Genomic DNA, 26,602 nt, shown 5'->3' with positions numbered 1-26,602 from the left:
GGCCACCATTGATGGCCGGCTGCCTTTTTGGGTCCTGGCCCCCCGACAGTCACCGGTGGGACACTGTCCCACCCCAGTGTCTCGAATTGGTACGGATGAACCTGCACATATCGCGTTGTACTTGAAATCACCCGCACACCGGCACCCTACAACGGGTGCTCGGCAGATGAAGAGGGTACTCAACGAACAGGACGACGACTATGACCCGCGATGCCCAGGGAACCATTCTTGTGGCCCCCCATCACTTTCCAAACCTGGACCGCGAGCACGCGCTCGCAGAGGAGTTCGGTTACACACTCAACCCGGCTGCCGACGTTGAAGCCTTCCGGGAAGGCCTTCCCGAAGCCGACATCGTGATGATCACCCCTTACGCGAAACTCACAGCCGCAGACTTCCCTGTGATGTCCAAGTGCAAGGCTGTCATCAGGTATGGAATCGGCTACGACAACATCGATGTTGATGCAGCCACCGCGGCAGAGATCCCCGTGTCAATCGTCCCCGGAACAGCCTCAGAGGAGGTGGCATCGCACGCGTTTGCGATGGGTTTGGCACTGGCCCGCCGTCTGCCGGCAGGTGGCGCATCGATCCAGAACCTTGGTTGGGCCGGGACCATCGGCTACGACACCCCGGTTCTGTCCGAACTTGAGGTCGGGGTCCTGGGAATGGGGCGCATTGGCCAGCACGTTGCCCGCATGTACCAGGCCGTTGGGGCGCGGGTCCGGGCCTACGACCCGTTCGTGACGGAGAGCTTTGTGGACCTGACCACCTTGGACGACATCCTGGAAAATTCCGACGTCGTATCGCTTCACCTGCCGCTGACCGCTGATACCGCAAACCTGATCTCCAAGGATGTTCTGGCGCGCATGCGAAAGGGAGCAGTGGTGGTCAACGTATCCCGTGGCGGTCTCATCGAGGAATCAGCCCTCGCCGAGGCACTCACCTCCGGCCACATCGCAGGTGCAGGCATCGACACCTTTGCCGAGGAACCCCTCGGGGCAGAACACCCGCTTCGCTCAGCGCCCAACACCATCCTGACGCCCCACATTGCCTGGCGCTCCAACCGTTCCACAGGCGCACTTCAAGAGGGTGCCGTTGAACGTGTCCGCCTGGCCCTGACCGGGCAACCGCTCATCGACCTCGTGAACTGAAAGACTGGAGAGAACCAAGTGGGAACAGAAAACCAGAAAACAACCCCGCAGAGCCACCTCTCGGAGGACCCGCACCTGCGCAGAGGACCTCGTGGATTCCCTCTGCTGCCTGGCGGCTACGGCCGCTCGACGTACTACACGGGGGCCCCGAGCCCCTATGCCATCCGAGGTGAGGGCTACAGGGTCTGGGATGACCGTGGTCATGAACTAATCGATGCGAACAACAACTTCACCTCACTGATTCATGGCAACGCGCACCCCGAGATTACAGAGGCCGCGACCAAAGCACTCACTGCCGGTGCCAGCTGGGGAATCCCCAATCTCTACGAGTGGGAATTGGCGGATCTCCTGCTTTCCCGCCTGCCTGACCTTGACCAGGTGCGATTTGCCAACTCCGGCACCGAGGCCGTCATGTCCGCAATCCGCATCGCCCGAGCGAGCACCGGACGGGAGCGAGTCATCGTCACCAAGGGCGGCTACCACGGAACATCTGAAGTGGCCTTGGTCCCGGGCGGGCCTGCCTACCAGCGTGGAGTAACCCGCGGCGTGATCAACGATGTTACCGCAGTGCCCCTCAATGACATTGATGTCCTGCGCCAGGAAGTTGAAGCAGCACCCGACTCCTACGCAGCCATCATTCTGGACCTGTTGCCCAACAGAGCCGGTCTTCTCAGGATTTCCGAGGAGTTCGTGCACACCGCGAGGGACCTCGCGACGCAGTACGGGATTGTCCTGATTATTGACGAAGTCATCAGCCTCCGCTTGGGATTCAACGGCTTCAGCGGTGAATATGGTGTTTCCCCGGACTTGCTCACCACGGGCAAATTGATCGGTGGAGGCTTCCCCGTTGGCGCTGTTGCCGGTAGGGCTGAGCTGATGGCCGAAGTGGATCCCACTCGTCCCGGCAGCTTGCCCCACGGTGGAACATTCTCCGGCAACCCCGTCAGCATGGCCGCCGGAGCCGTCGCTTTGAGGCTCTTCACTCAAGAAGAAGTAAAGAGGCTGAATCACTTGGGCGACACCACCCGCGACTCTGTGAACGCGAAGATCGCTGACGCTGGCTGGGAAATTCGCGGCCGCGGTTCGTTGTTGCGCGCGGTTCCTGCTGGTGCGGAAAAGGTTAACGAGCAAACTCAGCACGAGTTGTGGTGGGCTTCGTATGAGCGCGGCTTGCTCGGTTCTCCAGCCAATCTGCTGTCCTTGTCCACCCCTATGGACGAAAAGGTAGCAGGGGATATCGCTGACCGCTTGGCCGACGCTGTGCTTGCTGTGGCAAACCAGAACCCGGCAACGGAAGGTGCTAAGTAACCATGAAGATCGTTTCCTACCACCACGAATCGGGTGTCCGCGGCGGAGTCCTGATAGACGATGCCGTCTATGACCTGGAGTTGCTCCTTCAAGGCTCCACAGAAGCCATCCACGGTGCCACAACTTCCGTACGTGAATTCCTGTCGCTTTACGGTGACCGGATCCCTGCCATTTCTTCCGGCATCACAGCCCTTGCCTCCGAGGATCCGGTGGCCCGGGTAGGCGCAGTGGACGAGGTCCGGTTGACCACGCCGGTCACCGATCCGGCGAAGGTTCTGTGCATTGGTCTCAATTACAAAGACCACGTTGCAGAAACCGGGCGTGCGTTCCCCGAGTATCCGGACGTCTTCGCCAAATTCGCCTCCACCATGGTTGGCCCAGAGGACGAAATCGGCGGCGCTCACGTCAGCAACAACCTCGATTTCGAAGGAGAAGTCGCCGTCATCATTGGTCGACGGGCATCCGAGGTCTCCGAGGACGAAGCACTTGATTACGTCGCAGCCCTCGCGCCCCTCAACGATGTCACAGCACGCGATCTCCAGTACCGCGGGACCCAGTGGCTGGCCGGTAAGGCCGTGGACGGATCAACCCCGTGGGGCCCCGCCATTGTCACATTGGATGAAGTTGGAGACCCGCAGAAGCTGGACATCGCGACACGGGTCAACGGCATCGAAGTGCAGCGCTCGAATACCCAGCATCAGATCTTCCCCATAGCCCGCATCGTCTCTTACCTGTCGAGTTTCCTCACTCTCGAGCCGGGAGATGTGATTGCCACAGGCACGCCCCAAGGCATTGGTGCCAAGCGGAATCCTCCAGTCTGGCTTGAACCGGGCGACACGGTGGAAATCGAAATCGACAAGGTGGGACTGCTGCGTAACCGCGTCGGCAAGCCCCAGCTATAACCCCTCCAACTCTACGAAAGTTAGATGACCCATGAGTGAAGTACAGACACAACCAGGTGAAGCGAGGTACCGCATCGCCGTTGATACCGGTGGCACGTTTACGGACGTGGTGGTTGGTTCAAACACAGGCGACATGGCGGTAGGTAAGGCACTAACTACCTATGACCGTGTGTTCACAGGCTTTGAAGCCTCTGTTCGCAGGGCGGCCGAATCCGTTGGTTGGAGCGGCGACGAAGTCCTGCGCAATGCCGACGTCATCGTCTATGGCACAACGCACGCAACAAACGCAGTCCTCACCGGCAAGGTGGCCAAGACTGCTCTCCTGACAACTGACGGTTTCGCCGACACCCTCCTGCTCCGCGAAGGCGGACGCCGGGACGCCTTTGACTCCAAAGCTGCCTACCCCCCGCCGTACATCCCTCGTCATCTGACCTTCGAAATTACGGAGCGGATCTCTGCTGAGGGTGATATCTTGGTGCCCCTGGATGAAGGGAAAGTGCGCGAAGTACTTGGTTCCTTCAAGGAGCAGGGGATCGAGGCAGTCGCGGTTTCCTTCCTCTGGTCCATCATTAACGACGCCCACGAGAAGCGCGTCGCGGAACTCATCGAAGAGATTCTGCCCGATGTGCCCTACACGTTGTCCAACGAGGCCAACCCGACAATTCGCGAATACCGCCGTTCGTCGGCGGCGTCAATTGATGCCTCGCTGAAGCCGCTCATGGCAGACCACCTTGGCAAACTGCGCTCCGACCTCGAAGAGTACGGATTCGGTGGTGACCTTTTGGTAGTGACTTCCGAAGGCGCCGTGCTCGACGTCGTAGATGTTCTGGACCGCCCGGTACTGCTCTTGAACTCCGGCCCGTCCATGGCACCTTTGGTTGGCGCGGCCGCTGCTCCGGACCGGGACACTGTGGTGGTCTGCGATATGGGCGGCACCACGTTTGACGTGTCCTTGGTTGAACAGGGCGTCGTTCGCCACACCAGGGAAGCCTGGCTGGGAGAGCCCTTTGTGGGCCACCTGACAGGTTTGTCCTCGGTAGCTGTTTCCAGCATTGGCGCCGGCGGTGGCAGTATCGCATGGATCGACGGCGGCGGTCTGCTTCGCGTGGGTCCGCAGAGCGCCCGGAGTACCCCCGGACCGGCCGCGTATGGTCGCGGTGGCGAGGAACCCACCGTCACGGACGCTTGCGTAGCTTTGGGTTACCTCGACGCCGACGGATTTGAAGGCGGATTCACGCTGAACCGTGAGGCTGCCATCCGCGCCATCGATATCCGCATCGCTGGCCCCTTGAACATGGATACTCTGCAGGCGGCACAGGCCATTTTGGATGTATCCGCAAACCACATGGCAACAGCAATCCGCCAGGCTTCCTTGGAACAGGGTGTTGACCCGCGAGGTGCCTTGATTGTGGCGGGCGGCGGTGCAGGTGCCATGGTGGCGGCCGCCATCGGCGTGCTCCTGGAAGCTGACACCGTCCTGATTCCCGCGACCGCGGGCGTGCTCGCGGCCTACGGCGCGCATCGCGCTCCGATCGCTACGGAATTCCTCTCGCCATTGCACAACGACACCCGTAGCTTCGACGCTGGCTCCGCTTCGCGGGCCGTTGAGGAGCTAACGGGGAAGGCCGAGGTGTTCGCCAAGAGGTTCGATGGTGTGGGAGCCGCTCCCAATGTCACCTACTTTGTTGACGCCCGCTACCCGGGCCAGGCCTGGGATTTGCGTGTGTACTTGGACGCTGCGCCCGACACTGCAGCTGATGCTGCGGGCATCGTTGAGCGCGCCTTCCACGAAGAGCACGATCGCCGCAACGGCACGCACGATCCGGACAGCCGCGTGGAGATCATCACGTGGGGCGTCAGGGTCGAAATCCCGCGGCCTGAGCTGACAAAAGACCAAGCCGAAGTAGGCCGTGGGACTGAAGTCCACCGTACGGACTCCATTGTGTTCGGGGGCGAAAGTTTCAGCACCCAGCGATACCGCGGAGTCACCCTTGCTCCCCGGGACAAGATCGTTGGCCCTGCTGTCATCGACCAGCCCACAACCACCATCGTGGTGCCACCGGAGTGGAACGCCACGCTCGACGAACGATCCAACATCTACCTCACCCGTAAGGAGGCGTAACCATGACACGCGAATTCGATCCCGTAAAGCTCTCGGTCCTCGCTAATGCATTCGACGGCATTGTCCGCGAGATGACCAACGGCCTGCTGCGTTCCGCCCGTTCCTCTGTCATCAACACTGCCCGCGACTTTTCGTGTGCTGTTCTGACAGCTGACAACCAGCTCTTGGCAGCAGCAGAAGGCGTCCCGGTGCACGTATTCGGTGCCGGACCGCTCGGCGAGGACATGGTTGAGCTGCACGACGACATCCGTGAAGGCGACGCGTTCCTTCACAACGACCCCTATATGGGCAACTCGCATGCTGCCGACCACGTGATCCTCGTTCCGATCTTCATACAGGGACGTCATCTCTTCACCGCTGTGACCAAGGCCCACCAAGCCGACTGCGGTAACTCGTTGCCCACCACCTTCTTCGCCACAGCACGGGATGTTTATGAAGAAGGCGCACTGATCTTCCCGTGTGTCCGTGTTCAGCGCGACCATAAGGACATCGACGACATCATCCGTATGTGCCGGTCCCGCATCCGTGTACCTGACCAGTGGTACGGCGACTACCTGGCCTCGGTCGGTGCGTCGCGCATCGCCGAACGCCGCATTCACGAACTCGCCGAAAAATTTGGTGTAGATGACCTGGTGGACTTCGTGGATGCTTGGTTCGACTATTCGGAACGCCTCACCGCGACTGCGATCGAAACGCTGCCCGAGTACGTACTCCACGGCACCTCGGTTCACGATCCTTTCCCCGGGACCAGCGCAGACGGCGTGCACCTGCAGGCCACCCTTGAGGTGAAGCCCAAGCAGGGCAAGATCGTCATTGATTTGCGCGACAACCCGGACAATCTCCCCAACGGTCTGAACCTCACAAAGGCTACAGCTACGGGTGCTGCCTTGGCCGGCATCCTCTCCGGCATCCCGGAGAACCTGCCGAGCAACGCGGGCACCTTCCGTCGGGTGGAAGTGCTTCTGCGCGACGGCTGCGCGGTGGGAGTCCCGAAACACCCCTACTCTTGTTCATCGGGAACTACTAACCTTGCCGATCGGGTTGTCAACATTGTTCAAGCCGCCTTCTCCCAAATCGACGACGGCTACGGTACGGCTGAGGGAGCGGCCGGACAGGCTCCGGCAAAGTCGGTCATCTCCGGTATTGACGAACGCAACGGTAACGCCTATGTCAACCAGATTCTTGTTGGCGGCGTAGGCGGCCCGGCAACACCTTACGTTGATGGTTGGCCGACTTATCAGCGACCCGTATGCGGCGCATTGCTGTACCACGACAGCGTCGAAGTAGATGAACAGCGCTACCCCATTTTGGTTCACGAACGCACCCTGGTTCCTGACACTGGCGGAGCCGGCAGGCAGCGAGGCGGACTCGCGACCCGCGTGACCATGGAACCTCGTGGTGAAAGCGTCACGCTCACCTACGGAATCGAGGGCAAAATCAACCCGCCGAAGGGTGTTCGCGGCGGCCACGACGGTGCCGAGCCGTCAACCTGGGTTGAAGATCTCACAACCGGCGAACGACGCGAGATCCCTGTGGTGGGTCGTTACGATCTCCAGTCCGGTGAAAAGGTTGTATCCATCACCCCTGGAGGTGGTGGATACGGTGATCCGCTGGAACGCGACGTCCTCGCAGTCCTGGACGACTACCGCGAATCACGGATTTCCTTGGAAGCGGCTGCCGCCAAGTATGGCGTCGTTATTACCGACGGCGCCGTTGACGAAACAGCCACGGCAAAGACGCGCGAATCGCGTCTGGCCAGCTGAAAAGTATCAGCCATAGCAACTGATTCCGGGGCGGGGTATAGTCCTCGCCCCGGAAGGTTTCACCAACTACTGACGGAGATTCACATGGAACCCATTCGAGTCGGCATTATCGGCGTCGGAAACGTTCTCAACCAATATTTGGACAAGATCGGTGTCCACCCGGACGTGAACGTCGTGGCACTTGCGGACGTGAACCCTGAAGCTGTGAAAGCCCGGGCAGCGGAGTATTCGGTTCCCAAGGCGCTCACACCGGATGAGCTGCTGGCAGATGAAGAGGTTGAGTTGGTCCTGAACCTCACTCCGCCCAAGCTCCATGCACCGGTGACGCTCCAAGCGATCGCTGCCGGGAAACACGTCCTCTCGGAAAAGCCGTTCGCTACTTCACTCGAGGAAGCACAACAGATCCTGGATGCTGCACGCAAGGCAGGCGTCAAAGTAGGATCCGCTCCCACCACCTTCCTCGGATCCGGCATGCAGACCAGCCGCAAGCTCATCGACGACGGATGGATCGGAGAGCCGGTAGCTGCCTTTGCATCCTTCGCCTGCCGCGGCTACGAACACTGGCATCCTAGCGTTGACCCCTTCTACAGCCCAGGCGCCGGCCCGATGCTGGACATTGGGCCGTACCTGATCACCAACCTGGTGAACTTCTTCGGTCCCGTGAAACGGGTTTCTGCTACTACACCGCGCTCATCTGAGACCCGGCCGCGTCCGGGCAAAGACGGAGAATTCATCCACATCAAAACCCCGACGCACGTCACCGGCACCCTCGACTTCGAGTCCGGTGCGAGCGCCACCGTCATGGTCAGCTGGGACATTTGGAACCACAATCTGCCGCATTTGGAGGTCTATGGGACGGGTGGCTCCCTTGCTGCGCCGAACCCGGACCACTTCTCCGGCGCGCCCGTCCTCCGCCGCGGCGAACCCGGCGACCTGGCTCTGGACATGACTCCTCCGGGTGGAGGCGACTGGCGCGAAACGCTCATCACGCATCGGGACGACGCCTACCGCGGCATCGGCTTGGCTGAATTCGGTTATGCCATCCGCAAGGGCCTGGAACCTCGTACAGGAGGGGACTTCGCCTATCACGTGCTCGAAGTGCTGCTCGCCTTCGAGGCCTCTTCGGAACAGGGTCGTCACATCGAGATCGAAAGCACCTGCGAGCGGCCACGTCCTCTGCCCTCGGTGGGGCCGCAGGAGCCTTATCGCTTCGACTAGAGAGACATCAAGAAAACAGCAGCCGACGGCGGTACACGCGTACCGCCGTCGGCTGCTGTTTTTTGGTCTTAACCGATTTGCCACTGCGGATACGACCGCGTATCAAAGTGGGACACACTGCGTCCCCGCGACGGTGAAAACCTGAAGTTCGGGCGAATCGGTTTGCAAATGCCGACGCACCTTCGAATTTAGGAGATCGCATGACTAGCACAGCCGCTGCTGACATCGGCACCGTGGTCGACAACAAGGCCGTCCGCCGCCGCACTGTCGCACAAGCAATCGTTGAATACCTTCAGGTCCAATACAGCGAATTGGACGGTGAGCGTCGTCGCCTCGTTCCCGGCATGTACGGCATCTTTGGCCACGGCAACTCAGTTGGTCTGGCGCAGGGAATCGACGAGTACGGCGTGGACTTCCCGCACTACCAGGGCAAAAACGAGCAGTCCATGGTCCATGCGGCCATTGGCTTCGCGAAGGCTTCCAACCGCGCAGCAACCCTTGCGTGCACGGCATCCGCAGGGCCGGGTTCTACCAACATGGTTTCTGGTGCCGCCACGGCAACTACCAACCGGCTGCCCGTGCTTCTGTTCCCTGCGGACATCATCAACAACCGCTTTGGCGATCCGGTGCTGCAGCAGATCGAGCATCCGGTAGAGCGGGATGTCTCCGCCAATGACTGCTTCCGCCCGGTCAGCCGCTATTTCGACCGGATCACTCATCCGGCGCAGCTGCTGTCCACCCTTCCCGAGGCCATGCGAGTCCTCACCGATCCCGTGGAAACCGGCGCCGTCGTGGTCTGTCTTCCCCAGGATGTTCAGGGTGCGGAATTCGATTTCCCGGAAGCGTTCTTCACTCCGCGGGTGTGGCACATCCGTCGCCGTCCGGCTGTGGAGGACGAATACCGCGATGCTGCCGAGATCATTGCAAACGCCGAGCGTCCCCTGCTGATTTCAGGGGGCGGCGTTCGGTACTCGAAAGCACAGGAGGAACTGGCACGCTTCAGCGCCGACTTCGGAATCCCGGTTACTGAGACCTATGCAGGTAAGGGCAGCGGTCCCATTAGTGAGCTGAACCTGGGCGCGCTGGGTGTGACCGGAACGGTGGGAGCTAACGAGGTCGCCGATGGTGCTGATGTTGTCATCACCGTTGGTTCACGCCTCCAGGACTTCATCACCGCTTCACACTCGTTGTTCCAGAACCCCAACGTGAAGTTCGTAAACCTCAACGTTGGCTCGTTCGACGCCCACAAGATGGGTTCGTTCCCCGTCATCGGAGATGCAAAACTGTCCCTCGTAGCCCTGCGGGACCGCCTGGCAGCTGTTGACTACGGCACCTCCGATGATTACCGCAGCGACATTGCGGACGCGCGAAAAGCCACCTTCGAGGTACGCAAGCACGATCTGCAGGCTTTCCCTGGGGAAAACATGAGCCAGGCCCAGGTCATCGATGTTCTGAACCGCACGGCAACCAATCAAGACGCACTGATCTTGGGCTCAGGTGGTGTGGTTGAGGGTATCCACAAGGCCTGGGATCCTTCCAACGGTGCCGAAATCCATTTTGAGTACGCGAACTCCTGCATGGGCCATGAAATTCCGGCCGGCCTCGGCTACCGGATCGCACGTGGAGATGCACCGGGCGAGGTGTACGTTTTGATCGGTGACGGCACCTACTTCATGCAGCCTACGGAACTGGTCACCGCTGTACAGGAACGGAAGAAGATCATCACCATTGTGATCGACAACCGGGGGCACCAGTGCATCTGGCCGCTGCAGGTTTCCAAAGGTGGCCCTGGCCGGGAGTTCGGAACACAGTACCGGGAACGCAGCAATGAGTCAGGCCGCCTTGACGGTGCGATCTTGGACTTCGACATTGCAGCCAACGCCGCCAGCATGGGCTGTGCAGCCTGGTCAACCTCCACGGTCGAGGAGTTCCAGAACGCGCTCACGGAGGCCAAAGAAGTGGACGGGCCCGCAGTCATCGTTGCCCGCGTAGAGCCTTGGCGGTACCTGTCCGGCAACGGAGCCTTCTGGGACGTGGGAGTACCCATGACCTCGCAGCGCCCAGGCAGCCAGGAAGGTACTGCAAAGCACCTGGAGGGTCGCGCCCGCCAGCGTTTCTACGCAGCAACCACTGCACCTGACGAGCGCTAAGCGCAACGGGCGGGACCGTCATGCGACGGTCCCGCCTGACCCTTTTACCGGGTCAACCCAAGCCCTATTTTCCGATAAGGAGTACTATCATGAGCGCATTTGCCGTTATTGATCCAGCCACGGGAACTACCCACGCACAATACCCGGCGGCTACGGACGCAGAGGTCGAAGCCGGCCTGAGTGCAGCCCAGACGACGTACCAGAACTGGTCACGCACCACCACTGTGGCTGAGCGGGCTGCCATGGCCAAGCGCCTGGCCGAACTGTTCGTAGAACGCAAGGACACACTTGCAGCCATCATCAACCGGGAGATGGGCAAGCCCCTCGCGCAAGCAGCCGGAGAAGCAGAATTCTCCGGTTCCATCGCCGCAGCCTTCGCCGAGCACGCAGAGGAATGGCTGGCTGACGAGGAGCTCGAGGTGGCCGATGGTCTGCGGACGTTCTTCCGCTACCAAGGCCTGGGCGTAGTTCTGGGCATCATGCCGTGGAACTACCCGTACTATCAGGTGGCACGTTTCGCGATTCCCAACATCATCCTGGGCAACACGGTGATAGTTCGCCATGCGAGCCAATGCCCGGAATCTGCCCTGGCACTTGAAGAACTGTTCCGCGACGCCGGTTTCCCGGACGGTGCCTACGTCAACCTCTTCGCCACACATCAGCAGATCTCAGACATCATCGCTGATGACCGCATCCAAGGCGTTTCTCTCACTGGCTCCGAGCAAGTGGGCGCAATCGTGGCGGAGCAAGCTGGCCGTGCTTTGAAGAAGTGTGTGCTGGAGCTCGGCGGCGCCGACGTGTTCATTGTGCTTGACACTGACGACGTGGATCAGGCCGTAAAAAAGGCTGTCATGGGTCGGATGGGCAACACCGGTCAGTCATGCAATGGCTCCAAGCGGATCGTGGTGCTGGACAAGTACTTCGACGAGTTCTCCGAAAAGTTCAAAGCAGCCATTGCCGGCCAGTCTTACGAGAACGGCGACTTCGGACCGCTATCTTCAGACTCTGCCACCAAGTTCCTGAAAGAGCAGGTGCAGGGAGCCCTCGATCAGGGAGCCGAAATCCTGGTGGGCAATAACGAACCGCAGGGCAACGTCTTCACGCCGACAGTGATTACCAACATCACCCCTGCCATGGACGTCTACAGTGAAGAGCTCTTCGGACCCGTTGCCCAGCTTTACAAGGTCAGCAGTGACGAGGAAGCCATCAAGCTCGCGAACTCGTCGCCGTATGGTCTGGGATCTGTGGTGATTTGTGATGACCACGAGCGTGCCGAGCGGGTAGGGAACCAGCTCGATGTTGGTATGGTCTTCATTGGCGCCTACGACCTCAGCGGAGCCGACGTACCGTTCGGCGGCGTCAAGAAGTCCGGTTATGGACGTGAACTGGGCAAGGTTGGCATGCTCGAGTTCGCCAACAAGAAGCTGTTCCGCTTCGCCAAGTAAACAGATACGTAGAAGAGGAGGCCGGATCATTATGATCCGGCCTCCTCTTGTTTGCAGATGGCTGTGGTGCTTAAGCCTGGTAGGTCGTTCGCCCGGAGACTTCCGGAACCTGGACCCATTCGCCGGAGCCGGCGCTACGCAGGGAGGCATCAACGAGCTCGGACGCTGACCAGCCGTCCGCGACGGAAGGACCAAGTTGTTTCCCTTCGGCCACTGAACGCAAGAACAGTGCCGCTTCAATGGTCTTGAGGTCATTGAAGCCGATGCCGGGGCCGGGTCCGGGCTGGAAGCGTCCGAACTCACCGAAGGACGGGGGAGTCATGATGGTGCGATAGCCAGTGCGGTCGGTGGCGAGTTCCAGTTGGTTCATCCGCTCGAAGTTCCAGCGCAATGATCCCTCGGTGCCGTAGACCTCGATGATGTATTCGGCGTGCGGGCCGACGGCGACGCGGGTGGATTCGAACATACCGATTGCTCCACCCTCAAAGCGGGCAAGCATGGCAGTGTAATCCTCATTTTCCACCTTTTGCGTGACCTCGGAAGCCTGGCCCATATCGAAGGAATTCGAGGAGTTGCCAGCGGGGAGCGGTCGGTCCTTGATGAAAGTCTCGGTGACGGCGTTCAAGGACGTGATGCGACCTACCAGGAACTGAGCTAGGTCGAAGCCGTGGCTCAGTACGTCGCCCAAGACGCCGGATCCTGCACGTGCCTGCTCGTAACGCCAGGTGAAGACTTGGTTCGGATCCGAGGCGTATCCGGTAAGGAGGCGAATTTGCACATTGGTGATCTTGCCCAGCGTTCCGGACCGGATCAGCCTCCGCGCTTCCGCCACGGCGGGTGCATGCCGGTAATTGAACCCGACCGAGGTAATGAGTCCTGCGGCCTCGGCACCTTGGGCAATCTCGCGCGACTCATGGGCGCTGCGGCCCATGGGCTTCTCAATCCAAAAGTGTTTTCCTGCCTCAATGGTGGCAAGCGCTATCTCGTGGTGAAGGAAGTTGGGCGAGCAAATAGATACAACGTCCACATCCGGGTTTTCCAGCACCTTGCGATAATCCGTGGCGGTTTCCTTGTAGCCGAGTGCGTCTTCGGCGTGATGGCGTCCGGCATCGTCCGGGTCGGCCGCGATCACCAATTCTGGATGACGCGGCAACTCAGGAAAGAACTGCTTGGTCGCCAGATACGCGCGAGAATGCAGTCTCCCCATCCATCCGACCGAAATCAGGCCAACTCCAATGCGGTTTTGCTGTTCCAAGAGCGCTCCTTAGTCTCTACCGCTGTCCGGCGGTGCAGTGCCGCAGACTGACGGCGGCATCTGTTGATTAGCCTAGGAACGTTGTCCGTGTGCTCTGTGTCTCAATGTGAGACAGCTGGAGGCAGCTGCGCGCTGTTTTAGTGGGACGTACTAGTCCGCCGCCAAGCAAGAGGAGCCCGTCACTGATGATGGACCGCGAGCAACAACTTCGAACGGAACCACTTCGGGTTCTCATCACCGGGGCAAGTTCAGGACTTGGGGAAGCGACCGCAAAGCTCTTCGCCAAACGCGGCGCAACTGTGTCACTGCTGGGACGGCGTCCTGCCGAACTGCAGCGAGTGGCCGGGGAGATCGGCACCTGTGCGCACATCGTGGTTGCGGATGTCTCCGATGCCCTGGAAGTCAGGAATGCCGTCCAGAGCGCGGTGCACGCAATGGGTGGCTTGGACGTAGCGGTCAATGCAGCGGGTGTAGCCGGGAATATTGCTTTGGAAGACCTCACCGAGGACCACTGGCACGAGGTGCTGCAGACAAACCTGTCCGGCACTTTTTATGTGGCCAGGGAGGCGGCACTCCACATGAGGCGCTCCGGCGGAGGGTCGATAGTCAATGTGGCATCCGATCTCGCCGCCATGGGCGTGCCGGGGCTTATTCACTACTGCGCTGCGAAAGCAGGCGTAGTGGGACTAACCCGCGCCATGGCGATGGAACTCGCCCCGCATGTGCGCGTGAACGTCGTTTGTCCCGGGCCAATTGACACGGCCATGCAGCGGGCCGAGCTTGCTGCGGTGCCGGATCCAGTTGAAGCTCGCACGTTGAAAGAGCGCACAGTGCCGCTGAATCGGCTCGCGGATCCTGACGAGGTGGCGGCAGCCATATATTTCCTGGCGGTCGACGGAACCTTTGCCACCGGAACCAGCATGGCGTTCGACGGCGGCACATCTGCCGCGTAGTCATCGTCACCAAATTACCTGTCGAGACCTATCTAACCCAAGGAGCTATAAGACATGGAAGAGTCAAGCTATAAAGACCTCCGCAGTGCGCGGTGGTTCGCGCCCCACGACCTCACGGGATTCGTTCACCGTACAGCGATTCAGGCTGAGGGCTTCTCGCGCTTCGCACTCAAGGACAAGCCGGTCATCGGTATCGCGAACTCATGGTCGGAGCTTGTCAACTGCAACATCCACTTCAAGCTGCTGGCCGACGCGGTGAAGCGTGGTGTTCTCATGGCCGGCGGGCTGCCACTTGAGTTCCCCACCATTTCCTTGGGCGAGAGCTTGATGAAGCCTTCGGCCATGCAATTCCGAAATCTTATGGCGATGGACGTTGAAGAGTCCATCCGCGCCTACCCGTTGGACGCCATTGTGCTTCTGGGCGGCTGCGACAAGACCGTTCCAGCCCAGCTAATGGGTGCTGCTAGTGCAGACGTTCCAACCATCATGCTCACGGGTGGGCCCCAAGAGCCCGCGCACTTCAGGGGTAAGCAGCTCGGTGTCGGCACGGACACGTGGAAGTACGCAGATGAGCTGCGGGCAGGGAAAATCACAGAGGCGGACTTCGACGAGCTTGAGTCGGCGGCCAAGCCCTCTGCTGGACACTGCAGCGAAATGGGAACCGCCTCTACCATGACGTCGCTGGTTGAGGCACTCGGCATGTGTTTGCCGGGCACTGCATCAATCCCGGCCGTGGACGCGCGTCGTGCCCAAGCTGCCGAAGCCACAGGACGCCGGGCAGTTGAAATGGCCATGTCACAGGGACCAAAGCCAAGCGAAATATTGACGAAAGAGGCGTTCGATAACGCCATCACCCTCCTGATGGCCGTGGGTGGTTCCACGAACGCAGTAGTGCATCTTCTGGCGCTCGCGAGGCGCGTCGGTTACGAGTTGCCGCTGGATCGCTTCCATGAGATTTCGCAACGTACGCCTCGAATTGTCAACGTCCGCCCCTCGGGCGAGTACTTGGTGCAGCAGCTGTTCCAGGTGGGCGGTATTTCCACGGTACTCAAGGAACTGGCGCCGCTGCTGAACAAGGATGCCATTACCGTTACAGGTGAGTCCCTCGAAAATGGTTACAGCTCGGCCCCCGAACCCGATGGTGTAGTGGTCAGCACCCTCGAAGCCCCGTTTGATGCCTCCGGAGGCATCGCCGTCGTCCGCGGCTCCCTCGCGCCCAACGGCGCGGTGATCAAGCGTAGTGCGGCGTCGAAGGATCTGCTGCAGCACAAGGGATCGGCGGTGGTGTTCGAGGACATTTACGATCTTGGGCGCAGGATTGACGATCCCGAGTTGGACATCACCGAAGACTCCGTTCTGGTCTTGCGAAACAGCGGGCCCGTTGGAGCTCCCGGGATGCCTGAATGGGGTATGTTGCCTATACCCGAGAGGCTGTTGCGGCGCGGTATCCGTGACATCGTCCGTATATCCGACGCCAGAATGAGCGGCACCGCCTTTGGAACCACAGTGTTGCACGTGTCTCCCGAAGCCGCCGTGGGCGGACCGCTGGCCATTGTTCGGGACGGAGATCCTATTGTGCTGGACGTAGAGAACCAGCGTCTGGACCTGGATATCCCAGCCGAGGAGATTGAGAACCGGCTCGCGGAACTCAAACTGCCGGAGCCGAAGTATCGGCGGGGCTACGGACGGCTCTTTATAGATCACGTCAACCAGGCCGACGAAGGCTGTGACTTTGACTTCCTGAAGGGCCTTCCCGACGAGGAGCCACAGCGCTTGCCGTATGGCCTCATGAGCGGTTGGCAGGGTGGCTGGTGAGTAGCTACGCGTTCAAACACGAGAACAACCGGGGGAGTGCCGTTGAGGGGAAAGGCCGGGAAGTGGAAACGGTGTCACGACCGAAAGTGATGGTGATTGTTCAGGAGGGCAGGCCGCTGCCTCCGCTTGAACGGTTGGAAGCCGAGGCTGATATCTCGGTGGTGCGCACTGCAGATGAATTTCGGTACGCTCAGCCAGGAACAGAGATCCTGTTCCTGAACGATTTCCGGACCAAACTTCTTCGAGAGGTAGGACCCGGCGAATTGCGCTGGATACACACGTCCAGCATCGGTGTTGACAGCCTCATGACCCGCGAGATCATCGACAGCGACATTGTCGTCAGCAACTCCCGCGGCGTGTGTGAGCGTCCCATAGCTGAATGGGTACTCGGGGTATTGCTGATGTTCACCAAAGACCTCCGTCGCACCATCGAGCTTCAGCAGGCCCGGACATGGCAGCATCGCGAAACCCAGCCGCTGCTGGGACGCAAGGTCCTGGTTGTGGGGCCGGGGCCGGTTGGCCGCGAAACCGTTCTTCTCCTTCGTGCTGCTGGAATGGACGTTGACATTGTGGGTCGATCTGCGAGAAATGATTCACAACTGGGACAGATCTCCGGCTTTGATGATCTTGACCGGCTGCTGGGCAGCGCTGATGATGTGGTGCTCACCTTGCCGCTTACAGAAGAAACCCGGGGTCTGTTCAACTCATCCCGATTCAGAAAAATGCAGCCTGGAGCTCGTTTGGTGAACGTGGGCCGAGGGGCGGTAGTGGTAGAGCAAGACCTTATGGACTCTCTTGACTCCGGGCACATGGGTGGGGCGGCCTTGGACGTCTTCGAGCATGAGCCCTTGGATGCCACTAATCCGCTGTGGGGCCGACGGGACATCCTGGTGTCACCGCATGCCTCCGGGGACTTGATCGGTTGGCGGGGAAAAGTGGTGGACTGTTTTGCCCGGAACCTGAGGCGTTGGAAGGCCCACGAGCCATTGCGGGACGTTGTGGACCTGAAAAAGCTTGACCCGTCCGCTTCGGTTACAGCACAGAATAGGACCTGATAAAGCCGGCCCCATGGGATATTCCGAGAATGAAAACACGCTGGAATATCCCATGGGATCCGGTGTCTCAAGCTGGTACAGTGCTTCCACGATCCTCGTCGATAGTGTGATTCAGCACTCTAAATTTCGTGACGAGGATTACATGTCAAGCACAACAAGAGGTACGACGAAAACGCCGACCCAACCCCAGGAACACAAGCTCAGCGGCAACATGGGCGTAGGCGAGTTAGTGATGAATGTTCTCGCCTTTTCCTCACCGCTGACCACCGTTGCAGGCACGCTGCCTGTGATGCTTCTGTTTAGCGGCCACACGGCACCGGGCATCTACCTTCTGGTGACGCTCATGCTGCTGATTTTTTCAGTTGGCTTCGTCAAAATGAGCCGCAGCGTTGAAGCTCCGGGCGGTTTCTATTCATTTGTCACAGCCGGCCTCGGTAAACCGGCGGGCCTTGGGGGAGCGCTGCTGGCGCTGTTTGGCTACATTTTCATCGGGTTCTTTGCGCCGTCCCTCTTCGCGCTGACGCTCCAGAGTTTCGTGGTCAACACTCTCAACGGCCCTGACATCCCCTGGTATTGGTACGGGCTTGGCATCATTGCCATCACTACCCTCCTCGCCTACAACCGTATTGATCTCTCGGCAAAGGTTCTGACCGTCGTCATGCTGCTGGAATCGGCAGTAGTCATTGTTTTCGACGTCGCAGCTTTTGCAACTGGATCAGGGGAGATGGTTCAGGGGATCGGCTTCTCCATGCCGTGGATCACAGATGCCGGCCTGGGGTTGGCGCTGCTGTTTGCCGTTGGAAACTTCTTCGGATTTGAGGCGACTGTCATCTACAGGGATGAAGTCAAAAACCCGGACCGCACCATTCCCAGAGCCACCTACATTGCAGTGGTGGGAATCGGATTGTTCTACGCCGTGGCGGCATGGGCCTACACAGCCTTCATCGGGCCTGACAAAGTCCAAGGCGAAGCTGCAGCGAACACAGTGAACTTGTTCAATGATGGTGCCACGGTGTTGGTTGGAAAGATATTTGCAGATATTGCGATTGTCCTGCTCATCACCTCGATTCTGGCGTCAATGCTCTCGATCCAAAACATCGCCGCCAGGTATAGCTTCTCGCTGGCCGCAGACGGAGCGTTGCCTTCGATTCTAGGCCGGGTGCATCCCCGTCATAAGTCGCCCTACCTTTCAGCGTTGGCCGTTGGCCTACTGTGGGCCGTCGCGACCGTCGTTTTCACCGTCATTGGGGTTGCCCCGGAGGCCTTGTATCCGATTGCAAGCGGGAGTGGCACTTTCGCAGTCCTGCTTCTGATGTTCATCACCAGTTTTGCCGTCCTTGTCTATTTCGTTCGCCGCCGGCGTCTGAACCCGGATTCGGTCTGGAAGACCATCGTGGCTCCGATTGTCAGTGTCGTTTTTCTTGGGCTCATCACCTACCTCGCCATCACCAATTACCCGGAACTTATCGGCGGCTCTGCAGTCATGACCGCGATCTTCATGAGCTTCACTTTTGCCTTGTTCTTTGGCGGGATTGTCTACGCATATCTCCTGCGGTCCAAACGACCAGATGTTTATGCGCGCCTGGGCCGGCAAAAGATCGACTAGTAAACAAAACGTACTTCAACATCAATAAGTGGAGATCTGCAATGCGGTCCATGCGGCCTGATTTTTATGCGCGCCTGGGCCAGCAGAAGATCGACCAATAAACAAAAACCTACTTCAACATCAACAACTGGAGATCTGCAATGACGCAACAGATCAGAGTCGGCCTGTTCGGAACCGGGCGTATAGGCCAGGTACATGCCATGAGCCTGGCCACCTTGGACGAGGCAACGCTGTCCTGGGTCTGTGATCCCTTCATTGAGGGGGCAAAACAAACAGCTGCCGAGTTCGGTGGTCGGGTGACTGACGATCCTGATGAAGTGTTCGCTTCCGGCGAGGTCGATGCTGTCATTGTTGCCTCCCCCACGGCGACTCATTTGGACCTCGTGGAGAAGGCGATCGACGCCAACGTGCCAGTACTGTGTGAAAAGCCAATCGACTTGGAGATTTCCCGTGTAAATGCATTCCGGGATATAGCCGCAGGATCAGACGTTCCGGTTGCTCTTGGGTTCAACAAGCGCTTTGACAGGCACTTCGTCGAACTGAAGCGTCGCGTGGCTGCCGAAGAAATCGGGGCCTTGGAGCAGTTGCTGATCACCAGCCGGGACCCGGGCGAGCCGCCGGCAGCCTATCTTCCCCAGTCCGGCGGAATTTTCCGGGACATGACCATCCACGACCTTGATATGGCGCGATACTTCATCCCAAACATCGTTGAAGTTTCAGCGCAAGGTGCAAACGTTTTCAGCGACGCCATCCGTCTCGCGGGGGACTTCGATTCCACCGCTGTCACCTTGCGGGGGTCCAACGACGAACTCGTGACGATCATCAATTCGCGCCACTCAGCCTACGGCTATGACCAGCGGATCGAAGCCTTCGGCTCAAAGGGACTGCTGCAGGTGGGGAACAAAAACGACAACCTGGTTCGGCACTGGGGACCTCGATCCGTTGAATCCATAGGGCCCTACCAGGACTTTTTCCTGGAGCGCTATGCAGAGGCCTACCGTCTGGAAGTTGCAGAGTTCCTCCGTGCTGTTCGAGGACTGCCTTCCAGGAGTCCCGGGTTCGAGGACGGCCGCGCTGCATTGATTCTTGCGGATGCCGCCGAGAAATCCGCCCGAACCGGCACTGCCGTTGAAGTAGACCTGAGCTAATCAGGTAACAAGGCCGCCTGCCTGGGCCGCAGATGTTCTCGCAACGACATTTGCGGCCCAGAGCAGGCATTTTCATTGAAAGAACCTTGGTGATCCGTTGCCAATGGGAAGGATGGGTAACTGGACATGAACGCAGCACATAAGTCAGAGAACGAAATGCGGGCCAGCTGGACACCGCCAGCCGGATTCTGGGAGAAGACGGAGCCAGGGGACGCTGTCCGCTTGCAGAGGCCTGGATGGCCACCCTATGACGGATACGTTGACGATAGGACTCCCGACGGTGATATCGTTTGGGTTCTTTCGTTAGGTGAGCGTCGACTATTTCACAAAGCCGATGGCTACAGCCTTGTAATGTGTGGCCATAAGTAACTGCTTCTAGCGTCCTTTATTCACTTTAGAAGCTACATTTGGCTTGTAGTTGAAACGTATCATTTCCGTGTTCCAAAGTGGCACACATCCTCTGAACGCCAGTCCGTCAAAGTTCTAGTAAGTGAAACAGTGTGGCGAAGGTCACGCGGATTCGGGGCTTTAGAACCATCCCGACTCAGCAGGTCAAACAACGTAGTTCGATTGACCGCGACTCAAGTGTTTCACCGGATCATTCACATGGCCCTAACGAACGAGGATGAGATGACCGAAGCACCACCGGCGACCCCTCCACTGGTCGCCCTCAAGGACATACACAAGACATTCGGAGCGGTGTCCGCGCTGCGCGGCGTCAGCATCGATGTCCAGCCCGGCGAAACCTTTGCCCTGCTAGGCGACAACGCCGCCGGCAAATCTACGCTGATGAAGGTACTTACGGGTGTGTATCAACCAGATAGAGGTTCGATTGAACTGGACGGTAAGGCGACAGAGTTCCCAACCCCGTCGGCTTCCCGCGATCAGGGCGTGGAGATGGTCTATCAGGACTTCGCTTTGGCGGATAACTTGGATGTTCGGTCCAACATTTTCCTGGGCCGGGAACCACAGAAAAACATCCTCGGCCCCCTATTGCGGATCATCGATCGCAAAAAGATGGAACTCGAAACCAAGCGGGTGCTCGAACGTTTGGACATTCCCATCAATCCGCGGCTTAAGGTCAAGCGTTTGTCCGGCGGACAGCGCCAGGCAGTCGCGATTGGCAGGGCACTGGCATTCGATGCCCGCCTAATCATCATGGATGAGCCAACGGCAAACTTGTCGGTAGCCAAGGTGGACAAGCTCATTGAAGTGACCCAGCGACTCAAAGATCTCGGCATCGCGGTCATCATCATCACTCACCGACTGGATGAGGCATTTGCCGTGGCAGACCGCTTCGCAGTCATGCGCCAAGGCCAAGTAGTGGGCCGCTTCCGGGTAGGTGAAGTTACCGAAGCACAGGTGGCACACCTCATCTCCCACGGCACGCTGGACGACTACATCGACGACGGTGCAGGCATCCCGGAAGAACGCCGCAAAATCGGAAGCACCTCATCAATGGATGTCGTTGATGCGTTGGCCACTCCAGGTACTACGAATGGGAGCCACTCATGAGTCTCACAATGGAAAACATCAAGACCAAGCTCGGACCCGCCGACCTCAAAGAAGGAATGACTGCCACCAAAGTCAAGCGCTTCATTGGTGACTATGGGATCATCATCCTTTTCGTAGTAATCCTCGTCTTCCTCGCCGTCGCTGCGCCAAACTTCCTGACCCTGAACAACATAGTCAACGTCGTCCGGCAGTCCTCCATCATAGGGCTGATCGCCTTAGGGATGACGTTCATCATGATCACCGCCGGCATCGACCTGTCTGTCGGCTCGATTGTGGGTTTGGCCGGTATGACCTTCGCATTGCTGGCGCCGGCAAGCGGAGGCGCCTTCTGGCTGCCGCTGGTTGCAGGCCTCGCAGTAGGCCTGCTGGTCGGATTCCTGAGCGCAGCGTTGGTGGTCTGGGGGGCCATCCTGCCCTTCCTGGCAACACTGGCGACAATGGCAATCGCCCGCACGGCAGTCCTGGTCATGACGGACGGGCAGGTTGTCTCCGGACTCAGCGGACCTGCTGAATGGCTTGGTTCGGGCTTCATCGGTCCGGTTCCCGTCCCGGTCATCATCTTCTTGATCGCCGCCGTCATCTGCGAGTTCGTACTCAGCCGAACCAAATTCGGTTCTCACGTCTACGCCGTAGGTGGCAACGAAGAGTCCGCCAAGAAAGTGGGCATCTCCACCAGCCGCGTGCTCTTCACCGTGTACCTCATTGGTGGCGTGACAGCCGCTCTGGGAGGTCTGGTCCTCACCGCGCGTCTGGACGGCGCCGCGCCGGTTGCTGGCACCGGATACGAACTTCAGGTGATTGCCGCCGTCGTTATTGGAGGAACGAGTCTCTTCGGTGGCGTAGGAACGATTCGCGGAACGGTCATCGGGGTCCTCCTGCTGGGTGTGGTCATGAACGGCATGAACCTGATGGGTGTCTCGTCGTACTACCAGCAAGGTGTCCAAGGCATCATCCTGGTCCTCGCCGTCCTCCTGAACCGGTGGAAGTCGGACTAGCCACTACAACAACCGAAATGCCCCAAAGCAACCGGGGTCCATAGAACCAACAATCTCCTAAGCAATCAGAACCACTGAAAGGAACAATCATGGGAATGCGACAGAAGCTCGCCGTGACCACAGCTATGCTGGCCGCGGGAGCTCTCACTCTCACCGGCTGCGGGGGCAGCAGTACCCCCGGGACCTCGGAGGCTGCAGGCAAGTCCTACAACATCGGCGTTGTGGTGCTTGACCTTCAGGACCCGGATCTGGCGCACATGACGGACGCCATGAAGAAGACGGCTGATGAAAAGGGCGTCAAGCTCAACATCACCGACTCCAAGAAGGACGTAGGCAGTGAACTGAACCAGGTTGAGGATCTCCTCACCCGACAGGTTGACGCCGTCATCATGCAGCCGTTGGACGGGGAGGCCAGCCAGAATGCGGCAAAGCGCGTCATTGCCGCCAACATTCCACTGTTCATCCTGTCCACCGAGTTCGCCGAAGGTTCAGACGTTGAGTACAAGAGCTACATTGGCGTGGATGACACCGTGGCCGGTGAAATGCAGGCCGAGTACCTGAACAAGGCCCTTCCGGAAGGCGGCAATATCGTGTTCGCCGCCGGCATTTACGGCGCCTCCTGGACCGATCGCCGCAAGAACGGCTTCGACAGCAAGATCAACAAGAATTTCAAGGTCGTGGCGGAATTCCAGGCGAAGGGAAGCCGTGACGACGCCAAGCGCAATATGGAAGACACCCTTCAGCGCTTTGGCGCTGGCCAAATCGATGCCGTAGTGGCCAACAATGACGAGATGGCTATTGGTGCAGCCTCTGCCATTGCTGACGCGGGACGGACGGCCGAGTTCAAGGCAGTAGTTGGCGTTGATGGTACTGAACCAGCCATGCAGGACATCAAAGCCGGAACAATGTCAGCTACGGTCCGACAGGATTCTGCTGGGCAGGGCGTCAAGGCAGTTGAGGTTGTAACTGACTTCCTCAATGGTGGAAATGTGGAGAATCGTTACACTCTGCCGTTCACGCTCATCACCAAGGACAACCTTTCCGAGTTCTTGAAGTAAGCAGCTGATCAGTCCAACGGGCACAGCGGATTCGTCCGCTGTGCCCGTTCTGTTTTGGCACAGTCTGGCGCGTACCCCAGCTGCCTACACTTCTTCCGGAACCCTACGAATGGAGAACGCAACCATGTCCCATGGTGACAACGGCGACACGGCTCTGAGGCAGTTGCTCGCCCGGTTGGAACATCACGGCGTAGAGGTGGACGACTCTCCGCGAAGGCGGTCTGAGTACTCCTACGATGCATCGAATTATCGGGTAAGACCTGCCGCTGTCGCCTTCCCAAGGAACGTCGACGACGTACGAACAGTTATGCGCGTATGTTCGGCCCTGGGAGTTCCCATGACTACGCGCGGCGGGGGTACCTCGATGGCCGGGAACGCCATCGGCGACGGTTTGGTGATGGACCTCTCTCGCCGCATGAAGACGGTAGGAGCTCTCGACGCCGAAGATAGGACAGTTTGGGCCGACGCAGGGGTTGTCCTCGGTGAGCTGCGCGCGCACGTTGAAAAGGCCACCACGGGGACTCTGACATTTGCACCGGACCCTTCCTCTCTGACCCGGGCCACCATCGGCGGTTCCATCGGCAATGACGCCTGCGGAAATCACTCGGTGGCCTATGGCCGAATGACGCATCATGTGCGGGAAGTGGAGCTGGTCACCGCGGACGGTGCCTATTTGAAGGCCGGGCGTAATTTCCTCCGCGCTGTTGACGAAACTGACACCCACTCAGTTGCCCGAGCGCTGGAACTCACGGACTGCCTGAAAGCCTTGGCCGCTGAGAACATGGCCAGGCTCCGCGTTGAGCTGCAGACCATTCCCCGGCAGGTCTCTGGTTACCACGTGGGCCACCTGCTGCCGGAACACGGATTTGATGTGGCCGCGGCATTAGCTGGCAGCGAAGGTACGTGCGCAGTTGTTGTGCGGGCACAGGTGGGCCTCGTGTCGAAACCCCTCACCACAGCCCTGCTGTGTTTGGGCTACCGCGACACCATCGATTCCGCACGTGATGTCACTTCCATTTTGGCTGCAAAGCCGAGCGCTATCGAGGGGCTGGACGTCTCTATCGTGGACATCATGCGGCACCGGCGAGGAGCCGCCAGCGTTGAGTCGTTGCCTGATGGCAGCGCTTTCCTCATGGTGGAGTTTTCGGCTGACACCTTGCAGCAGGCGGGCGCTTCGTGTCAGGAACTGGCTGACAGGCTCGGCGCGAATGGGCGCGTTGTTGATTTCAGGATCGTCGCCGACCCCGTTGAGCGGGCAAAGCTGTGGCGTGTGCGTGAAGACGGCGCCGGACTCTCGTCCCTGCGGATCGACGGAGTGCAAACGTGGCCGGGTTGGGAAGATTCTGCGGTAGCCCCGGAACGGCTTGCCGACTATCTGTCGGACCTCCTTCCACTGGTGAAAAGGTACGGATACACCGCCCTGATGTACGGCCACTTTGGGGCGGGCTGCGTTCACATGCGGCTGGACTACGATCTTCGCAGCGACGCTGGACGCCAGGTATTTGGTGACTTCACCCGTGAAGCGGCCAAGCTGGTAGTGGCTCATGGCGGCTCTCTGTCCGGTGAACATGGAGACGGTAGGGCACGCAGCGAATTGCTGGAAGTGATGTATTCCAAGGAGATGATGGGCATCTTCAGGGCCTTCAAACACATCTGGGATCCGGCCGGAATTCTCAACCCCGGGATCATCGTTCATCCACTTCCCTTCGATGCATCGCTGGCTTTGGAAGGTGTCGTCAAACCCGGACCCAACCATGCTGAGCTAAGCGCAGACCCGGGTGGCGCCGTCGTACTTTCCTCTGGAAATCGCGAACTGCTACCGGTCTCGAGTCCTTTTGTGGGTAATACCCACGCCTGCATCGGCGTAGGCAGATGCCGTTCCACCACCGGGGGGTTCATGTGCCCCAGTTACCGGGCTACCAAGGATGAAAAGGATTCGACTCGCGGCAGGGCCCGGGTATTACAGGAACTGACCCGTGCAAATGGCAGCAGCAAGGATGGTTGGTCAAGCCCGGAAGTCCGGGAGGCCCTGGACCTTTGCCTATCTTGCAAAGCCTGTTCCACTGACTGCCCAACTGGCGTAGACATTGCCGAGGCGAAATCAGAATTGGTCGATGAGTACTATCGTGGACGGATCCGGCCCTTCACGCATTACTCCATCGGGTGGCTGCCCCGGTGGCTTCCAGTGCTGACGCGGGTGGCGCCACTGGCCAACTTGGGAACCTCATTCCGGCCCTTCAGGCTTGTGGGGGAGTGGTTGGGCATCAGTGCTCGACGACGGCTTCCCGCCTTTGCGGCTAATGGCAAGATCCGAAGGCGGGTGACTGAAGCCAAATTCGTGGAAAACGCCGACATCCTTGTGTTCATAGACAGCTTCACCCGCGCTTTCAGGCCCGAGGTAGTTCCGGCCGCTGCCCGAGTGCTCGGTGACACAGGCAAAACCGTAGGCTGTACGCCGGACGCCTGTTGCGGTCTGACCTGGATCTCCACGGGTCAGCGCGGAGGGGCTCGACGACGGCTGGCCCGGTTGATCAGCAAGCTCGACGACGGCACAGACCGGGACATTGTTGTCCTCGAACCCAGTTGCGCTGCCACCATCCGCGACGAAGGTCCGAAACTGGTCGGCGGCGCCGCTGCTGCGAGGGTCGCGGCCAGGGTGCGATCCTTCGCGGTTGCCTTGGATGAAGCCGTTGCGCGAGGATGGAAACCGAAGGCCTTGCCGCCTGAATCAGCAGTATTGCAAACGCACTGCCATGAGCATGCCGTGTTCGGCTCGGGCGCTCAGAAACGGGTCCTGGAAGCCTGGGGGGTTTCCAAACTGGAGGAATCGTCCTCATGCTGTGGTGTGGCCGGCAACTTCGGTTTCGAGGCTGAGCACTTTGACATGTCGATGAAAGTCGCGGAGCACTCGATCATTCCTGCCCTTGCGACAGGAGATAGCTCGGCGCTTGTTCTCACGGACGGTTTTAGCTGTGCCATGCAGGTCTCGCAGATAGACGCGGATTACACAACCAAGCATCTGGCCGTGGCGCTGGATCCTTATAGCGCCCGCTGGGTTGGCTAAATGGAGTACTTCGGCATCTTCCTGGTCCTAGTTGCTGCCGGGCTGCGTTTATTCGGCGACCATTTGACCAAGCCTGGGCCTC

18 protein-coding genes are annotated in these 26,602 nt (G+C 59.4%); 17 read left to right on the top strand and 1 reads right to left on the bottom strand.

Annotated elements, in window-relative coordinates; all coding sequences use genetic code 11:
- The first annotated feature begins 200 nt into the window (after positions 1-200).
- The 8 genes from ACIQTW_RS12580 to ACIQTW_RS12545 all read left to right on the top strand — a co-directional run bounded on the left by ACIQTW_RS12580 (position 201) and on the right by ACIQTW_RS12545 (position 12,056).
- Complete coding sequence (locus ACIQTW_RS12580; RefSeq protein WP_402937237.1) at positions 201-1,148, top strand: C-terminal binding protein; 948 nt, start codon at positions 201-203, stop codon at positions 1,146-1,148.
- A gap of 18 nt (positions 1,149-1,166) precedes the next feature.
- Entirely contained in the window at positions 1,167-2,456 is a 1,290-nt protein-coding gene (locus ACIQTW_RS12575) for an aspartate aminotransferase family protein (protein ID WP_402937235.1), read from the top strand.
- Positions 2,457-2,458: 2 nt separating this feature from the next.
- The gene (locus ACIQTW_RS12570) at positions 2,459-3,358 is read left to right on the top strand and encodes a fumarylacetoacetate hydrolase family protein (RefSeq protein WP_402937234.1); all 900 of its coding nucleotides are present in this window, start codon (positions 2,459-2,461) and stop codon (positions 3,356-3,358) included.
- Positions 3,359-3,389: 31 nt separating this feature from the next.
- Positions 3,390-5,480, top strand: a complete 2,091-nt coding sequence (locus ACIQTW_RS12565) for a hydantoinase/oxoprolinase family protein (RefSeq protein WP_402937232.1) — start codon at positions 3,390-3,392, stop codon at positions 5,478-5,480.
- A 2-nt stretch (positions 5,481-5,482) separates the two neighbouring features.
- Positions 5,483-7,243, top strand: coding sequence for a hydantoinase B/oxoprolinase family protein (locus ACIQTW_RS12560; protein ID WP_091466934.1), 1,761 nt, complete (start codon positions 5,483-5,485; stop codon positions 7,241-7,243).
- 84 nt (positions 7,244-7,327) lie between these two features.
- Positions 7,328-8,461, top strand: coding sequence for a Gfo/Idh/MocA family protein (locus ACIQTW_RS12555; protein ID WP_402937230.1), 1,134 nt, complete (start codon positions 7,328-7,330; stop codon positions 8,459-8,461).
- A gap of 200 nt (positions 8,462-8,661) precedes the next feature.
- Positions 8,662-10,611 carry a 3D-(3,5/4)-trihydroxycyclohexane-1,2-dione acylhydrolase (decyclizing) gene (gene iolD / locus ACIQTW_RS12550; protein WP_402937228.1) on the top strand — a complete coding sequence of 650 codons (1,950 nt, stop codon included), beginning with the start codon at positions 8,662-8,664 and terminating at the stop codon, positions 10,609-10,611.
- An 89-nt stretch (positions 10,612-10,700) separates the two neighbouring features.
- The gene (locus tag ACIQTW_RS12545; RefSeq protein ID WP_402937227.1) at positions 10,701-12,056 is read left to right on the top strand and encodes an aldehyde dehydrogenase family protein; all 1,356 of its coding nucleotides are present in this window, start codon (positions 10,701-10,703) and stop codon (positions 12,054-12,056) included.
- Between the two features lie 70 nt (positions 12,057-12,126).
- Here ACIQTW_RS12545 and ACIQTW_RS12540 read toward each other — a convergent pair whose 3' ends face one another.
- Positions 12,127-13,311: a Gfo/Idh/MocA family protein gene (locus ACIQTW_RS12540; protein WP_402937225.1), complete on the bottom strand. Its 1,185-nt coding sequence runs from the start codon at positions 13,309-13,311 to the stop codon at positions 12,127-12,129.
- A gap of 185 nt (positions 13,312-13,496) precedes the next feature.
- Between ACIQTW_RS12540 and ACIQTW_RS12535 the strand changes: the two genes are divergently transcribed.
- The 9 genes from ACIQTW_RS12535 to ACIQTW_RS12495 all read left to right on the top strand — a co-directional run bounded on the left by ACIQTW_RS12535 (position 13,497) and on the right by ACIQTW_RS12495 (position 26,520).
- Positions 13,497-14,264 (top strand): SDR family NAD(P)-dependent oxidoreductase, encoded by a 768-nt coding sequence (locus ACIQTW_RS12535; RefSeq protein ID WP_402937223.1) that lies wholly within the window; start codon positions 13,497-13,499, stop codon positions 14,262-14,264.
- A gap of 54 nt (positions 14,265-14,318) precedes the next feature.
- Positions 14,319-16,079 carry an IlvD/Edd family dehydratase gene (locus tag ACIQTW_RS12530; RefSeq protein WP_402937222.1) on the top strand — a complete coding sequence of 587 codons (1,761 nt, stop codon included), beginning with the start codon at positions 14,319-14,321 and terminating at the stop codon, positions 16,077-16,079.
- Positions 16,076-17,134 carry a D-2-hydroxyacid dehydrogenase gene (locus ACIQTW_RS12525; protein ID WP_402937220.1) on the top strand — a complete coding sequence of 353 codons (1,059 nt, stop codon included), beginning with the start codon at positions 16,076-16,078 and terminating at the stop codon, positions 17,132-17,134. Before ACIQTW_RS12530 ends, ACIQTW_RS12525 begins: the two co-directional genes overlap by 4 nt.
- 142 nt (positions 17,135-17,276) lie before the next feature.
- Entirely contained in the window at positions 17,277-18,740 is a 1,464-nt protein-coding gene (locus tag ACIQTW_RS12520; protein ID WP_402937219.1) for an APC family permease, read from the top strand.
- A 140-nt stretch (positions 18,741-18,880) separates the two neighbouring features.
- A complete protein-coding gene (gene iolG / locus ACIQTW_RS12515) occupies positions 18,881-19,888 on the top strand; it encodes an inositol 2-dehydrogenase (RefSeq protein WP_402937217.1) in 1,008 nt (335 codons plus the stop codon).
- 630 nt (positions 19,889-20,518) lie between these two features.
- The gene (locus ACIQTW_RS12510; protein ID WP_402937215.1) at positions 20,519-21,403 is read left to right on the top strand and encodes an ATP-binding cassette domain-containing protein; all 885 of its coding nucleotides are present in this window, start codon (positions 20,519-20,521) and stop codon (positions 21,401-21,403) included.
- Positions 21,400-22,398, top strand: a complete 999-nt coding sequence (locus ACIQTW_RS12505; protein WP_354226314.1) for an ABC transporter permease — start codon at positions 21,400-21,402, stop codon at positions 22,396-22,398. Before ACIQTW_RS12510 ends, ACIQTW_RS12505 begins: the two co-directional genes overlap by 4 nt.
- A gap of 89 nt (positions 22,399-22,487) precedes the next feature.
- The gene (locus ACIQTW_RS12500) at positions 22,488-23,456 is read left to right on the top strand and encodes a sugar ABC transporter substrate-binding protein (protein WP_402937213.1); all 969 of its coding nucleotides are present in this window, start codon (positions 22,488-22,490) and stop codon (positions 23,454-23,456) included.
- A 124-nt stretch (positions 23,457-23,580) separates the two neighbouring features.
- Positions 23,581-26,520: an FAD-binding and (Fe-S)-binding domain-containing protein gene (locus ACIQTW_RS12495; RefSeq protein ID WP_402937211.1), complete on the top strand. Its 2,940-nt coding sequence runs from the start codon at positions 23,581-23,583 to the stop codon at positions 26,518-26,520.
- The last annotated feature ends 82 nt before the right edge of the window (positions 26,521-26,602 follow it).

Origin of the sequence: Paenarthrobacter sp. NPDC090517 (assembly GCF_044769165.1) — a bacterium.
Classification (GTDB): Bacteria; Actinomycetota; Actinomycetes; order Actinomycetales; family Micrococcaceae; genus Arthrobacter.
The sequence above is the reverse complement of the archived record's forward strand: the minus strand, read 5'-3'. Positions and strand labels throughout refer to the sequence as shown.